13 protein-coding genes are annotated in these 14,373 nt (G+C 73.4%); 9 read left to right on the forward strand and 4 right to left on the reverse strand.

All coding sequences use genetic code 11. From position 1 onward, the window contains the following. Positions 1 to 77: 77 nt before the first annotated feature. Positions 78 to 857, reverse strand: a complete 780-nt coding sequence (locus KOV94_RS14695) for an ABC transporter permease (RefSeq protein WP_124343624.1) — start codon at positions 855 to 857, stop codon at positions 78 to 80. Beyond that, complete coding sequence (locus KOV94_RS14700; RefSeq protein WP_124343623.1) at positions 854 to 1,777, reverse strand: ABC transporter ATP-binding protein; 924 nt, start codon at positions 1,775 to 1,777, stop codon at positions 854 to 856. Before KOV94_RS14700 ends, KOV94_RS14695 begins: the two co-directional genes overlap by 4 nt. Positions 1,778 to 2,050: 273 nt before the next feature. Between KOV94_RS14700 and KOV94_RS14705 the strand changes: the two genes are divergently transcribed. From KOV94_RS14705 to KOV94_RS14740, 8 genes are all read left to right on the forward strand, one after another. Then, positions 2,051 to 2,788: a helix-turn-helix transcriptional regulator gene (locus KOV94_RS14705; RefSeq protein WP_124343622.1), complete on the forward strand. Its 738-nt coding sequence runs from the start codon at positions 2,051 to 2,053 to the stop codon at positions 2,786 to 2,788. After that, positions 2,785 to 4,230: a Fe-S cluster assembly protein SufB gene (gene sufB, locus KOV94_RS14710; RefSeq protein WP_124343621.1), complete on the forward strand. Its 1,446-nt coding sequence runs from the start codon at positions 2,785 to 2,787 to the stop codon at positions 4,228 to 4,230. Before KOV94_RS14705 ends, sufB begins: the two co-directional genes overlap by 4 nt. Continuing rightward, positions 4,230 to 5,531 carry a Fe-S cluster assembly protein SufD gene (gene sufD, locus KOV94_RS14715; protein WP_124343620.1) on the forward strand — a complete coding sequence of 434 codons (1,302 nt, stop codon included), beginning with the start codon at positions 4,230 to 4,232 and terminating at the stop codon, positions 5,529 to 5,531. The genes sufB and sufD overlap by 1 nt, the downstream gene beginning before the upstream one ends. Continuing rightward, positions 5,528 to 5,860 carry a non-heme iron oxygenase ferredoxin subunit gene (locus KOV94_RS14720; RefSeq protein WP_124343619.1) on the forward strand — a complete coding sequence of 111 codons (333 nt, stop codon included), beginning with the start codon at positions 5,528 to 5,530 and terminating at the stop codon, positions 5,858 to 5,860. Before sufD ends, KOV94_RS14720 begins: the two co-directional genes overlap by 4 nt. Positions 5,861 to 5,876: 16 nt before the next feature. Further along, a complete protein-coding gene (sufC, locus tag KOV94_RS14725; protein ID WP_124343618.1) occupies positions 5,877 to 6,635 on the forward strand; it encodes a Fe-S cluster assembly ATPase SufC in 759 nt (252 codons plus the stop codon). A 95-nt stretch (positions 6,636 to 6,730) separates the two neighbouring features. Next, positions 6,731 to 8,077 carry a SufS family cysteine desulfurase gene (locus KOV94_RS14730; RefSeq protein ID WP_218052455.1) on the forward strand — a complete coding sequence of 449 codons (1,347 nt, stop codon included), beginning with the start codon at positions 6,731 to 6,733 and terminating at the stop codon, positions 8,075 to 8,077. Beyond that, complete coding sequence (sufU, locus tag KOV94_RS14735) at positions 8,074 to 8,559, forward strand: Fe-S cluster assembly sulfur transfer protein SufU (RefSeq protein ID WP_124343616.1); 486 nt, start codon at positions 8,074 to 8,076, stop codon at positions 8,557 to 8,559. The genes KOV94_RS14730 and sufU overlap by 4 nt, the downstream gene beginning before the upstream one ends. Next, complete coding sequence (locus KOV94_RS14740) at positions 8,556 to 8,882, forward strand: metal-sulfur cluster assembly factor (protein WP_124343615.1); 327 nt, start codon at positions 8,556 to 8,558, stop codon at positions 8,880 to 8,882. Before sufU ends, KOV94_RS14740 begins: the two co-directional genes overlap by 4 nt. Positions 8,883 to 8,971: 89 nt before the next feature. On the opposite strand, the gene KOV94_RS14745 is transcribed toward KOV94_RS14740, so the two are convergent. Together KOV94_RS14745 and KOV94_RS14750 are read right to left on the reverse strand one after the other, a co-directional pair. Beyond that, positions 8,972 to 9,511: a GNAT family N-acetyltransferase gene (locus KOV94_RS14745; protein ID WP_308160567.1), complete on the reverse strand. Its 540-nt coding sequence runs from the start codon at positions 9,509 to 9,511 to the stop codon at positions 8,972 to 8,974. A 55-nt stretch (positions 9,512 to 9,566) separates the two neighbouring features. Beyond that, positions 9,567 to 10,550, reverse strand: coding sequence for a LacI family DNA-binding transcriptional regulator (locus KOV94_RS14750; RefSeq protein ID WP_235843496.1), 984 nt, complete (start codon positions 10,548 to 10,550; stop codon positions 9,567 to 9,569). Positions 10,551 to 10,938: 388 nt separating this feature from the next. Between KOV94_RS14750 and KOV94_RS14755 the strand changes: the two genes are divergently transcribed. Then, positions 10,939 to 14,247, forward strand: coding sequence for a glycoside hydrolase family 9 protein (locus KOV94_RS14755; RefSeq protein WP_218052457.1), 3,309 nt, complete (start codon positions 10,939 to 10,941; stop codon positions 14,245 to 14,247). The last annotated feature ends 126 nt before the right edge of the window (positions 14,248 to 14,373 follow it).

Below are 14,373 nucleotides of genomic sequence, written 5' to 3' on the forward strand. Positions count from 1 at the left end.
CGTGCGGGGCGCGAGCCGCGTCACACGTCACGACGCCGGCAGCCGGGCGCCCGTCCCTCGCGCGTGCCGGTCGGCCGTCAGTGCCAGCGGAACAGGCGTCCCGCGCCCCAGCCGAGCGCGGCGGTCCAGCCGAGCAGCACGACGACCGACCACGGCGGCAGGACGCCGTGCAGCAGCGTCTCGCGCATGGCCTCGCCGAGCGCGCCCGACGGCAGCAGCAGCGCGACGTGCTGGAGCGGGCCGGGCAGGCTGCTCGCGGGCACGATCACGCCGCCCGCGACCGCGAGCACGAGCAGCGCGAGGTTGGCGACGGCGAGCACGGCCTCGGCGCGCAGCGTGCCGGCGACGAGCATCGCGAGCGACGTGAACGCCGCAGTGCCGAGCACGACGGCGACGGCGGCGAGCGGGATCCCGGCGGGGTCCGGACGCCAGCCGAGCACGACGGCCGCGGCGCCGATGACGAGCACCTGCACGAGCTCGACGACGAGCACGCCGAGCACCTTGCCCGCGAGCAGCCCGCCGCGACCGAGCGGCGTCGTGGACAGCAGCCGCAGCACGCCGTTGCGCCGGTCGAACGACGACGCGATGGCCTGCGACGTGAACGACGTCGTCATGACGGCGAGCGCCAGGACGCCGGGTGCGAGGAAGTCGATGCGGCTCGCGCCGCCGGTGTCGAGCTCGACGAACGTGCCGCGCGTCAGCCCGACGAGCACGAGGACGGGCACGACGACCGTGACGAGCAGCTGCTCGCCGTTGCGCAGGATCGCGCGGGCCTCGAACGACGTCTGCGCGAGGACCCGACGCCACGTGGGGGCGGCTCCGGCGTGCGCGCGGCGGTCGGCGGTGGTCGTCGTCATCGCAGGTCCCGTCCCGTCAGGTCGAGGAAGACGTCCTCGAGCGTCGAGCGGCCCACCGACAGGCGCGTCGCGAGCACGTCGCCCGCGGCGAGCCAGGCCGTGACGGCCGCGACGGTCGCGGGCTCGACCGCGCCGGAGACGACGTACGTGCCGGGCGCGGCCTCGGCGACGGCGAACCCGTCGCCGAGCGCGGTGCGCAGGCCGTCCAGGTCGAGACCGGCGCGCGTCTCCAGGCGGAGCGAGCGGTCGTCCGCCGACGCCAGCAGGTCCGCGACCGACCCCTCGGCGAGGACGCGGCCCTGGTCGACGACGACCACGTGGTCCGCGAGGTCCTCGGCCTCGTCCATGAGGTGGGTCGTGAGCAGCACGGCGACACCCTCGGCCCGCAGCTCGCGCACGAGCTCCCACACGGCGAGCCGTGCCTGCGGGTCCATGCCGGCGCTGGGCTCGTCGAGGAACACGACGTCGGGCCGGCCGACGACCGCGGCGGCGAGCGCGAGACGCTGCCGCTGCCCGCCGGACAGGCGCCGGACCGTGGTGCGCGCGAACGACCCGAGCCCGAGCCGTTCGGTGAGCTCGCCGAGGTCGCGCGGGTCGGCGTACATGCGCGCGACGTGCGCGAGCATGTCGGCGGCGCGGATCGACGTCGGCAGGCCGCCGTCCTGGAGCATGACGCCCACGCGCGGGCGGAGCTCGCGGGCCTGCGTGCGCGGGTCGAGCCCGAGGACGCGCACGGCACCCTCGTCGGGCGTGCGCAGCCCCTCGCAGCACTCGATGGTCGTCGTCTTGCCGGCGCCGTTGGGCCCGAGCACGGCCGTGACCTGGCCGGGGAGCGCGGCGAGGTCGAGCCCGTCGACGACGGCGCGACCGCCGTACCGCTTGACGAGCCCACGGACCTCCAGCGCGGGGGAGTCGGGCACGAGAGGGGAGTCTAGGCGCGCGGTCCGGCCGGCCCGGAGCCTCCGCCCTCCGGGGTGACGTCCGCCACAGCCGGCCTCGCGGGCGTCGCGTCCTCGCCGGTGGGCACCGGCGCCCGTCGCGCGTCGCGACCTGCGGGAAGGTCACCCTTGCTTGCAGGGATGGATTTCGGCAACAAGGATGTTGCCAATATCGCGACCATCCCCCGGTCGTGCCCTCGGTCGGTCCACCCGGTCGCGCGGCGTGGGGGAGGCCCCACGATCCGGGAGGTGACCATGAGCGCGACGCTGCCCGTCGCCGCCGTGAGCACCGCGGCGACGCCCGAGTCCGACGCCGGCACGCGCGAGCGCGTCCTGCGGCTCGTCGCCGCGCAGGGTCCGGTGTCCGCCACCGAGCTCGCCGCCCGGCTCGACCTCACGACCACCGGCATCCGCCGGCACCTCGCGGTGCTCGAGTCCGGCGACCAGATCGCCGTGCACGACGGGGTCGGCCTCGGCCCGGCGCGTCGCGGTCGCCCGGCCCGCCGCTACGTCGTGACCAGCCGCGGCCAGGCCGCGCTCTCGCACCGCTACTCCGAGCTCGCCGCGCAGGCGCTGCGCTTCCTCGCCGAGACGGGCGGCCCCGCCGCGGTCGAGAGCTTCGCCGAGCAGCGCGTCCGTGACCTCGAGCAGCGCCTCGTGGCGGTCGTCGACGCGGCCGGCGAGGACGTCACCGCCCGCGCCCGCTCGCTCGCCGACGGCCTGACCGCCGACGGGTACGCCGCGTCCGCGCGGCCCGTCCCCGGCGCGCGGGCCGTCCAGCTCTGCCAGGGGCACTGCCCCGTCCAGGACGTCGCGCACGAGTTCCCGCAGCTCTGCGAGGCCGAGGCCCGCGCGTTCTCGCGCATCCTCGGCGTCCACGTGCAGCGCCTCGCCACCCTCGCCGGTGGTGGGCACGTCTGCACCACGAACATCCCGACGACCGCACCGACCCCCGCAGCCCCCGTGCTCGCCCCGGAAGGACCGACAGCATGAGTGCACCCACCGAGAACGCGGCAGCCGCCGCGCCCCTCACGCAGGACGAGGCCATCGCCTCGATCGGCAACTACAACTACGGCTGGCACGACACCGACGTGGCCGGCGCCACGGCGAAGCGCGGCCTGTCCGAGGCCGTCGTGCGGGAGATCTCGGCGCTGAAGAACGAGCCCGAGTGGATGCTCAAGACGCGCCTGAAGTCGCTGCGCCTGTTCGAGAAGAAGCCCATGCCGTGGTGGGGCTCCGACCTGTCGGGCATCGACTTCGACAACATCAAGTACTTCGTGCGCTCGACGGAGAAGCAGGCCGCCAGCTGGGAGGACCTGCCCGAGGACATCAAGAACACGTACGACCGCCTCGGCATCCCGGAGGCGGAGAAGCAGCGCCTCGTCGCGGGCGTCGCCGCGCAGTACGAGTCCGAGGTCGTCTACCACCAGATCCAGGAGTCGCTCGAGGAGCAGGGCGTCATCTTCCTCGACACCGACACGGGCCTGCGCGAGCACCCCGAGATCTTCGAGCAGTACTTCGGCTCCGTGATCCCCCCGGGCGACAACAAGTTCGCGTCGCTCAACACCGCCGTGTGGTCGGGCGGGTCGTTCGTCTACGTGCCGCCGGGCGTGCACGTCGAGATCCCGCTGCAGGCCTACTTCCGCATCAACACGGAGAACATGGGCCAGTTCGAGCGGACGCTGATCATCGCCGACGAGGGCTCGTACGTGCACTACGTCGAGGGCTGCACCGCGCCCGTCTACTCATCGGACTCGCTGCACTCCGCGGTCGTCGAGATCATCGTCAAGAAGAACGCCCGCGTGCGGTACACGACGATCCAGAACTGGTCGAACAACGTGTACAACCTCGTCACCAAGCGGGCGACCGCCGCCGAGGGCGCGACCATGGAGTGGGTCGACGGCAACATCGGCTCCAAGGTCACGATGAAGTACCCGGCGATCTACCTCATGGGCGAGCACGCGCGCGGCGAGACGCTGTCGATCGCGTTCGCGGGCGAGGGTCAGCACCAGGACGCGGGCGCCAAGATGGTGCACGCCGCGCCGCACACGTCGTCGTCGATCGTCTCGAAGTCGGTCGCGCGCGGCGGTGGCCGCACGTCCTACCGCGGGCTCGTGCAGGTGCTGGAGGGTGCGAGCCACTCCGCGTCGAACGTGCTCTGCGACGCGCTGCTCGTCGACCAGATCTCGCGCTCCGACACCTACCCGTACGTCGACGTCCGCGAGGACGACGTGTCGATGGGCCACGAGGCCACGGTGTCGCGCGTGAGCGAGGACCAGCTGTTCTACCTGATGTCCCGGGGCATGCCCGAGACCGAGGCGATGGCCATGATCGTGCGCGGGTTCGTCGAGCCCATCGCGCGCGAGCTGCCCATGGAGTACGCCCTCGAGCTCAACCGCCTCATCGAGCTGCAGATGGAAGGGGCCGTCGGCTGATGACGACCACCACGGAGAACCTGTCGACCGACCACTCGCGGGCGGTCGCCGACGGGGCCCACACGCACGGCACCGGGGGCACCCCGGAGGCGTCCCGCGCCGCGCGTCCGACGTCCTTCGACGTCGCCGACTTCGCGGTCCCCACGGGCCGCGAGGAGGAGTGGCGGTTCTCGCCCGTCGACCGCCTCGCGCCGCTGTTCGCCGCGACGAGCGAGGGCGTGCTCACGGGTCACGGCGTGCTGACGACCGTCGTCGAGGCGCCCGAGGTCAGGGTCGAGATCGTCGACCGCGATGACGAGCGCCTCGGCCGCGCGGGCGAGCCCGGCGACCGCACCGCCGCCGTCGCGTGGGCGTCGTTCCCGCGTGCGACCGTCGTGACGGTCCCGCGCGAGAAGGTCGCGTCCACCGTGACGTCGATCAAGATCGAGGGCGTCGAGGGTGCGGGCACGCACGACGCGCCGCTCGAGCCGTCGGCGACGCACCTGCTGGTGCACGCCGAGGCGCTGTCCGAGGGCGTCGTCGTCATCGACCACGTCGGGCACGCGTCGCTCACCGAGACCGTCGAGATCGTCGCGGACGAGGGTGCGCACCTCACCGTCGTCACGGTGCACGACTGGGCCGAGGGCTCGGTCCACGCGTCGTCGCACCGGCTGCGGATCGGTCGCGACGCGACCGTCAAGCACATCGCGGTGACGCTCGGCGGCGACGTCGTGCGCATCACGCCCGACGCCGCGTTCGTCGGCGAGGGGGCGTCGGTCAACCTGCTCGGCCTGTACTTCGCCGACGCGGGCCAGCACCAGGAGCAGCGCCTGTTCGTCGACCACGCGGTCCCCAACTGCGTGAGCCGTGTGACCTACAAGGGCGCGCTGCAGGGCGCGGGCGCGCACACCGTGTGGGTCGGCGACGTGCTGATCCGCGCGGCTGCCGAGGGCACCGACACGTACGAGCTCAACCGCAACCTCGTCCTCACCGACGGGGCGCGCGCGGACTCGGTGCCGAACCTCGAGATCGAGACGGGCGTCATCGAGGGTGCGGGCCACGCGTCCGCGACCGGCCGCTTCGACGACGAGCAGCTCTTCTACCTGCGCGCCCGCGGCATCCCCGAGGCCGACGCGCGTCGGCTCGTCGTGCGCGGCTTCTTCGCGGAGCTGGTCCACGAGATCGGCGTCCCCGCGGTCGAGGAGCGGCTCATCGGTGCGATCGAGAAGGAGCTCGAGGCGTCCATGTCGGCGCTCGACGGGCTCGCCGACCGTCCGCACGTCGACGGTTCCGAGTCGTCCGTCCACACGGAGCGCGCATGACCGCACAGCTCGCCTGCTACGACGAGGACGTGCCGGCCGCCGGCACGCTCCGCGTCGAGCTCGAGGGCGAGTCCGGACCCGTCGAGGTCGCGATCGTCCGCGACGAGGACGGCGAGCTGCACGCCATCAGCGACATCTGCTCGCACGGCGCGGTCTCGCTGTCCGACGGCGAGGTCGAGGACTGCTCGATCGAGTGCTGGCTGCACGGGTCGCGGTTCGACCTGCGCACCGGCAAGCCGCTCGGCCCGCCCGCGGTCCGGCCCGTCCCCGTCTACCCCGTGACCGTCGACGGCCAGCGCGTGCTGGTCGACGTCGACGCCCCCCTCTGACCTAGGAGTACCCCGCATGGCCACCCTGGAGATCCGCGACCTGCACGTCAGCGTCGAGACCAAGGAGGGCGCCAAGCCCATCCTGCGCGGTGTCGACCTGACCGTGAACAGCGGCGAGACGCACGCGATCATGGGCCCCAACGGGTCCGGCAAGTCCACGCTCGCGTACTCGCTCGCGGGCCACCCGAAGTACCAGATCACCTCCGGCACCGTGACGCTCGACGGCGAGGACGTCCTCGCCCTGTCCGTCGACGAGCGCGCCCGCGCGGGCCTGTTCCTCGCGATGCAGTACCCCGTCGAGGTGCCCGGCGTCTCGGTGTCGAACTTCCTGCGCACCGCGAAGACCGCGATCGACGGCGAGGCCCCGCCGCTGCGCACCTGGGTCAAGGACGTCCGCACCGCGATGGACGACCTCCGCATGGACCCGGCGTTCGCGGACCGCTCCGTGAACGAGGGCTTCTCCGGCGGTGAGAAGAAGCGCCACGAGATCCTCCAGATGGAGCTCCTCAAGCCGAAGTTCGCGATCCTCGACGAGACCGACTCGGGCCTCGACGTCGACGCGCTGCGCGTCGTGTCGGAGGGCGTCAACCGCGTCCGCCAGAACCCGGACGTCGGCGTGCTGCTCATCACGCACTACACGCGCATCCTGCGCTACATCCAGCCCGACTTCGTGCACGTCTTCGTCGACGGCAAGGTCGCCGAGGAGGGCGGGCCCGAGCTCGCCGAGCGCCTCGAGAACGAGGGCTACGACCGGTTCCTCACGTCGGCGGTCTGACGACCGACGACCACCGTCCCCGGGAGCGTCCGTGCGACGCCCCCGGGGACTCCTGACCCGGTAGACGCACACACCCACGACGAAGGGCGGACGACGTGACCAGCACGCTCGACACCGCGACCCCGCACGGCGGGGCGCCGGCCGCGGCCGGCACGCTCGGTCCCGCCGAGCTCGCGGCGGTCCGTGCGGACTTCCCGCTGCTCGCGCGCACCCTGCGCGGCGGACGCCCGCTCGTCTACCTCGACTCCGGGGCGACGTCGCAGAAGCCCGAGGTCGTCCTCGACGCCGAGCAGGACTTCTACGTGCAGCGCAACGCCGCCGTGCACCGCGGCGCGCACCAGCTCGCGGAGGAGGCCACGGAGGCGTTCGAGGACGCGCGCGCCCGGGTCGCGTCGTTCGTCGGCGTCTCGCCCGGCGAGCTCGTCTGGACGTCGAACGCGACCGCGGCGATCAACCTCGTCGCGTACGCGATGTCGAACGCGTCGCTGGGCCGCGGCGGCTCGGAGTCGGCGCGCTTCGCGCTCCGTCCGGGCGACGAGATCGTCGTGACCGAGCTCGAGCACCACGCGAACCTCGTGCCGTGGCAGGAGCTCGCCGCGCGGACGGGTGCGACGCTGCGCTGGATCGGTGTCGACGACGACGGGCGGCTGCGCCTCGACGACCTGGCGACGGTCGTGGGGGAGCGGACGCGCGTGCTCGCGTTCACGCACGCGTCGAACGTGACGGGTGCGATCACGCCCGTGCGCGCGTTCGTGGACCGTGCGCGTGCCGTCGGGGCGCTGACGGTGCTCGACGCGTGCCAGTCCGTGCCGCACCTGCCCGTCGACCTGCACGCGCTGGGCGTCGACTTCGCCGCGTTCTCCGGCCACAAGATGCTCGGCCCGACGGGCGTCGGCGCGCTCTACGGGCGGCGTGAGCTGCTCGAGGCCATGCCGCCCGTCACGACCGGCGGGTCGATGGTCGAGGTCGTCACGATGGAGCGCACGACGTACGCGCCGCCGCCGCAGCGGTTCGAGGCCGGCACGCAGATGGTGTCGCAGGCCGTGGGCATGGGCGCCGCCGCGTCCTACCTCGCCGAGCTCGGCATGGACGCCGTCGCCGCGCACGAGGCCCACCTCACGCAGCTGCTGCTCGACGCGGTCGCGTCCGTGCCGGGCGTCCGCGTGATCGGCCCGACCGACGCGCGCGACCGGCTCGCGAACGTGTCGTTCGTCGTCGACGGCGTGCACGCGCACGACGTCGGCCAGGTGCTCGACGACGCCGGCGTCGCCGTCCGCGTCGGGCACCACTGCGCGCAGCCGCTGCACCGCCGGTTCGGCGTCGCCGCGACCGCGCGCGCGTCGGCCGCCGTCTACACGACCGACGAGGAGATCGAGGTGTTCCGGGAAGCACTCGCGGGGGTGCGGACGTTCTTCGGTCTGGAGGACGGGAGCAACGCATGAGCACCTCGATGGAACAGCTGTACCAGCAGGTCATCCTCGACCACGCGAAGCACCCGCACGGGCGGGGCCTCGGCGAGGTCGCGGTGGCCGAGGCCCGCACGGCCCAGTCGCACCAGGTCAACCCGACCTGTGGCGACGAGGTGACCTTGCAGGTCGACGTCGACCTCTCGGGGGTCGTCCGCGACGTGCGCTGGGAGGGGCAGGGCTGCAGCATCTCGCAGGCCTCTGTCTCCGTGCTGCACGACCTCGTCGTCGACCAGGACCTGACGACCGTCGACGACCTCGCGGGCACGTTCCGCGCCCTCATGCAGTCGAAGGGCGCCGGGCTCGGTGACGAGGTGGAGGACAAGCTCGGAGACGCCGCCGCCTTCACGGGCGTCGGCCGCTACTCGGCCCGCGTGAAGTGCGCCCTGCTCGGCTGGGTCGCCCTGAACGACGCACTCATCAAGACCGGCGCGACGCGCACCAAGGAGGACGCATGAGCACCGAGACCAACCCGACCACGGTCGCCGACGTCGAGGAGGCCATGCGGGACGTCATCGACCCCGAGCTCGGCATCAACGTCGTCGACCTCGGCCTCGTCTACGGCGTCGTCATCGACCAGACGAACACCGCCGTGATCGACATGACCCTCACCTCCGCGGCGTGCCCGCTGACCGACGTCATCGAGGACCAGTCCGCGCAGGCGCTCGACGGCATCGTCGACGGCTTCCGCATCAACTGGGTCTGGATGCCGCCGTGGGGCCCGGAGAAGATCACCGACGACGGCCGCGCCCAGATGCGCGCCCTCGGCTTCAACATCTGACCAGTCGAGCAGCACGTCCACGACGACGCCCGCCTCCCGCCGGAGGCCGGGCGTCGTCGTGCGTCTGCCGGGAGCGGCGCCGCGGTCCGTCAGACGCGAGGGACGTCGTTGATCGCGAGCAGGGGAGCGGGCAGCGTCGTCGCACCCGTCATCCAGGGCTCGTGCGCGGGCAGGAGCGCGACCTGCCACGCGCCCGGCGGGATGAGGGGTGACGGCGACGCGAGCCCGACCGGGTCGGCGGCGACGAAGCCGCGGCGGCCGTAGTAGCGGGGGTCGCCCTCGAGGACGACGAGCGGCCATCCCGCGGCCGAGGCACTGTCGAGCGCGGCCGCGACGAGAGCCGTGCCGATACCGCGTCGCTGCGCGGCAGGGGCGACGGAGAGCGGGGAGAGCGTGAGTGCGGGCACGGGCCCCCGCGCCGAGGCGATCGTGACGCGCGTGAGCAGGACGTGGCCGACGATGCCCCCGTCGTCCTCGACCGCGGCGAGCGACAGGCCCTCGACCCACGCCGGGTCGGCGCGCAGCGCGGCGAGCATGGTCAGGACGTGGTCGGCGTGCTCGCCGAACGCGGAGCCGACGACCTCCCGCACGGCATCGACGTCAGCAGGGGTCTCGGAGCGGATCAGCACGCGCGCGACCGTAGCCCGGCGCCGGGCCTGGGCGCAGGTCGACATCAACTGGTCGCTAGGTCGGGAGCGGGGCCGACTCGCGGACCACGAGCCGTGTCGGCAGCAGGAGCGAGCTGGGCGTCTCGCCGTCGACGACCGCGAGGAGGACCCGCGCCATCTCCTGCCCGAGCGAGCGGATCGGCTGCTGGACCGTGGTGAGCGGCGGGTAGGCGAGCTCGGCGATCGGCAGGTCGTCGAAGCCCACGACGGCGACGTCCTCGGGCACGCGTCGTCCGTGCAGCGCGAGGGTCCGGACCGCTCCGACGGCCATGTTGTCGGACGCGACGGCCACGGCGTCGATGTCGGGATCGCGGTCGAGCAGGCGCTCCATCGCGCGCGCGCCGCCCTCCCGCGTGAAGTCGGCGCGCTCGACGAGCGTGGGGTCGAGGTTCGCGACGGACAGGGCGTCGGTGACGCCCTCGAGGCGCGCGACGGCCGCGTGCGAGTCCTCGGGTCCGGCGATCGTGGCGATGCGTCGGCGGCCGAGCCGGACGAGGTGCTCGGCCGCGGTCCGGCCGCCGCCCCTGTTGTCGACGTCGACGAACAGCTCGGGCTGGCCGTGCAGGGGCCGGCCGCCGTACACCGCGGGCAGCCCCGACTCTTCGACCATCCGCTGGAGGGGGTCGTCGCCGCGCAGCGCCATGACCATGACCCCGTCGGCACGGGGGCGTCGCAGCATGCGCCGGACGCGGTCGTGGCCGCGCTCGGGGTGGCACAGGAGGAGCTTGAGGTCGAGCTCGGTGTTCTCGAGCGCCGTCGTGACCCCCACGATCACCTGGCCGATGAACGGGTCCCCGAGGAGGTCCGGGTTGTCGTGCGACGCGGCGAGGACGACGGCGCCGACCTTCTGGCGCGCGAGCGCCTGCGCGGTGACGTTCGGGACGTAGCCCAGCTCGCGCACCGCGCGGTCGACCGCGCGACGCGTCGCGGGGCTGACGTGGACGGCGTTGTTGATGGCGCGCGACGCCGCGGAGCGCGAGACACCGGCGCGTTCGGCCACCTCGTCGAGGGTGGGAGGGCGTCCGGTCCGACCTGTCATGGTTCCCCTCGTCCGCGTGCTGAACCCGCGTGAGGCTACCACCGGGGATGCTGCGGCGGGCAGCGCTCCCGGCGGGATCACGGTGCACGCTCGCTCACTCCTTAGAGCGATGACCTGCCGCTTCGTCTTGACATCGAAAGGCGTCGCCCGGACCATCAAGCGCGGAACTGGAAGCGCGTCCAGTCAGTCGGGGAGCGCCACCGTGACGATGTGGCGCGAGCGGCGAGCGACGTCGACCTTCGTGCGGTGTGTCCGTCTCGGCCGTCGTGGAAGCGCTACCAGTTCTCACTGCCCGCACCACCAGACATCGCGCCCCGACGGCGCCCGCCCTCACCCCTCCGGAGACACCGTGGTCCCCACACCCGCCCCGCGCCCACGCCGGCGCCGCCGGTGGCTGGCCGGCTCGACGTCGGCCGCCCTGCTCGTCGTCGCGGCCGTCGCGTCGACTGCGACCGCCGCCCCCCTGACGGACGAGCACGGCTTCGCCGACGGCGACGCGCAGGGCTGGTTCACCTACGCGAACGCCGGGTCCGTGTCGTCGTCCGTGACCGGCGGGGAGATGTGCGCGGCGGTCGACGGTGGCGTCAACCCCTGGGACATCGCGCTGCAGCACGACGACGTGACGTACGACCGCGACACCACGTACACGGTGTCGTTCGAGGCGCACGCGTCCGCGCCGGTCACCGTCCCGGTGCAGGGTGGGCTCGGGTACCCGGCCGCGTTCGGCCACCAGGTCGTGCTCGACGGCACCGCGACGCCCCAGCACGTCGAGTTCACGTTCACCCCCGCCGACTGGCCCACGCGTCCGGGCACCCCGGGCTCGCCGGTCGCCGACGACTGGACGACCGGGACCGGCCAGGTGTCGTTCCAGCTCGGCGGGCAGGCCGCGCCGTACACGTTCTGCGTCGACGACTTCTCCGTCACGTCGGGCGCCCGCATCGACCACTCGTTCGCGGGCGGCGACCTCGGGGCGTTCTCGCTGTACGACGCCGCCGGTGGCGGGACGGCCCGCGCCGGGGCCGACGGGCTCAGCGCGTGCATCGACCTGCGCGGCGGCTACGCCAACCCGTACGAGGCCGGTCTCGAGCTCAAGCACGTCGAGGTCGTCGAGGGCCGCAGCTACGTCCTCGAGCTCACCGCCTACGCGAGCGACCCGGCGCCCGTCAACGTGCTCGTCGGCCAGTTCGGCGAACCGTGGCACCGCGTGCTCGACGACGACGCGGCACTGACGACGACGCCGACGACCTTCACCTACGCCTTCACGGCCGACGCCTCGTTCAGCGCCGACCCGTCGGCGGCGTACGGCCGCATCCAGCTCGAGCTCGGTCGACGCACGGCGCCGTACACGTTCTGCATCACCGAGCTGTCGTTCGCCGAGACGACGGAGCCGCCGCCGCCGTACGCGCCCGAGACCGGCTCGCGCGTGCGCGTGAACCAGGTCGGGTACCTGACCGACGGGCCCAAGCGCGCGACGCTCGTCACGACGCAGACCGACCCCGTCGACTGGGAGCTCCGCTCCGGCAGCACCGTGGTCGCGTCCGGCACGTCGACGCCGCGCGGCGTCGACCCGACGGCCGGCGTCAACGTGCACGTCGTGGACTTCGGCGACGTCACCACGCCCGGCACCTACACGCTGCGCGCGGACGGCGAGACCAGCCACCCGTTCGTCGTCGGCGACGACCTGTACGACAGCCTGCGCCACGACGCGCTCGACTACTTCTACCCGGTGCGCAGCGGCATCGCGATCGACGGGTCGATCATGGGCGACGGGCGCTACACGCGCCCTGCGGGCCACGTCGGACGGCCGGGTGACGCAGGCGCCAACCAGGGCGACCACGCCGTCCCCTGCATCACGCCGGCAGAGGCGCAGAACCTCTACGGCGACTGGACGTGCGACTACACGCTCGACGTCGTCGGCGGCTGGTACGACGCGGGCGACCACGGCAAGTACGTCGTCAACGGCGGCATCGCCGTCGCGCAGGTCATGAGCACCTACGAGCGTGCCCTGCACGCGCCGACGGGCGACGTCGCGGCCCTCGGGGACGGCTCCCTCGACATCCCGCTCGTCGAGCAGACCAACGGCGTCCCCGACGCGCTGGACGAGGCGCGGTGGGAGCTCGAGTGGATGCTGCGCATGCAGGTCCCGGCCGGGGAGCCGCTCGCCGGCATGGTCCACCACAAGGTGCACGACGTGGACTGGACCGGTCTGCCGCTGCTGCCGTCCGACGACCCGCAGGAGCGCCGGCTGCACCGCCCGTCGACCGCGGCGACGCTGAACCTCGCGGCCGCCGCGGCGCAGGGCGCCCGGCTGTGGGAGCCGTACGACGCCGAGTTCGCCGCCGAGCTGCTCGCCGCCGCCCGCACCGCGTACGCCGCCGCGGTCGCCACGCCCGACCTGTACGCGCCGGCGCCGAACGCCGACCCGAGCCCGGGTGGCGGTCCGTACGACGACACGGACGTGACCGACGAGTTCTACTGGGCGGCTGCGGAGCTGTTCCTCACGACGGGGGAGCCGCAGTTCCGGGACGCGGTGCTCGCGAGCGAGCTCCACACCGCGGACATCTTCACCGCGGGCGGCATGTACTGGGGCGAGACCGCAGCCCTCGGGCGCCTGGACCTCGCCGTCGTGGAGTCCGACATCCCCGGACGGACCGCGATCCGCCAGTCGGTCGTGGACGGTGCGGAGACGTACCTCGAGCGGCAGGCGGCCGAGCCGTTCGGCACCGCGTACAGCGGCGACGACGACGGCGTGTACGAGTGGGGGTCGAACTCCGCGGTCCTCAACAACCAGGTGGTCCTCGGCACCGCGTTCGACCTCACGGGCGACCAGCGGTTCGCGGACGCCGTGCTCGAGTCGATGGACTACCTGCTCGGCCGCAACGCGCTCAACATCTCGTACGTCACGGGCTACGGCGACGTGTTCTCCGACGACCAGCACAGCCGGTGGTTCGCGCACTCGCTCACCGACGCGCTGCCCAACCCGCCGGTCGGGTCGGTGTCGGGCGGGCCGAACTCGGACGTCGGCACGTGGGACCCGGTCATCAGCGGTCTCTACGGCCCCGACCACATGTGCGCACCGCAGCTCTGCTACGTCGACGACATCCAGTCGTGGTCGACCAACGAGATCACCGTGAACTGGAACTCGGCCCTGTCGTGGGTGGCGTCGTTCGTCGCCGACCAGCGCGGCGGAGCGTCGGCCGCGGGCACGGTCGCGTGGGTCCGTACCGGACCTGCGGACGTCACGGTCGCCGACGGCGCGCAGGCCCGCTTCACCGTCGCCGCGTCGGGCTCGCCGACCCCGACCGTGCAGTGGCAGCGGCTCGTCGACGGGACGTGGACCGACGTGCCGGGGGCGACGGAGGCGACGCTCGCGTTCACGGCGCGCACCGCCGACTCGGGGGCGCGGTTCCGGGCGTACGTGGCGAACTCCTTCGGTGGCGCCTACTCCGACCCGGCGACCCTCACGGTGGCCGCGCCCGGCGCACCGGGCGGCGGGGCGGGGGGCACCTCGAGCGGCGTCGCCCCGGCGGCGGCCCGTCCGGGTCCCCTCGCCGTCACGGGCGCCGACCCGTGGGCGCTCCTCGGCATCGGGCTGCTGCTCGTCGCCGCAGGCGCGGGTGCGGTCGTCCTGACCCGGAGAGCGCGCACGACCGGCTGACGACCTGCGTGCCGGTCGGCACCTGTGGGACCACGTCGCTCCCGTGACCTCAGTGCCGCGGGAGCGACGTGCGTCGGCCGCTCTGGACGCAGCCGCGTCGCAGGGGGTCACCTCAGGTGCCAGACG

Source organism: Cellulomonas algicola, assembly GCF_019024305.1.
GTDB lineage: Bacteria > Actinomycetota > Actinomycetes > Actinomycetales > Cellulomonadaceae > Cellulomonas > Cellulomonas algicola.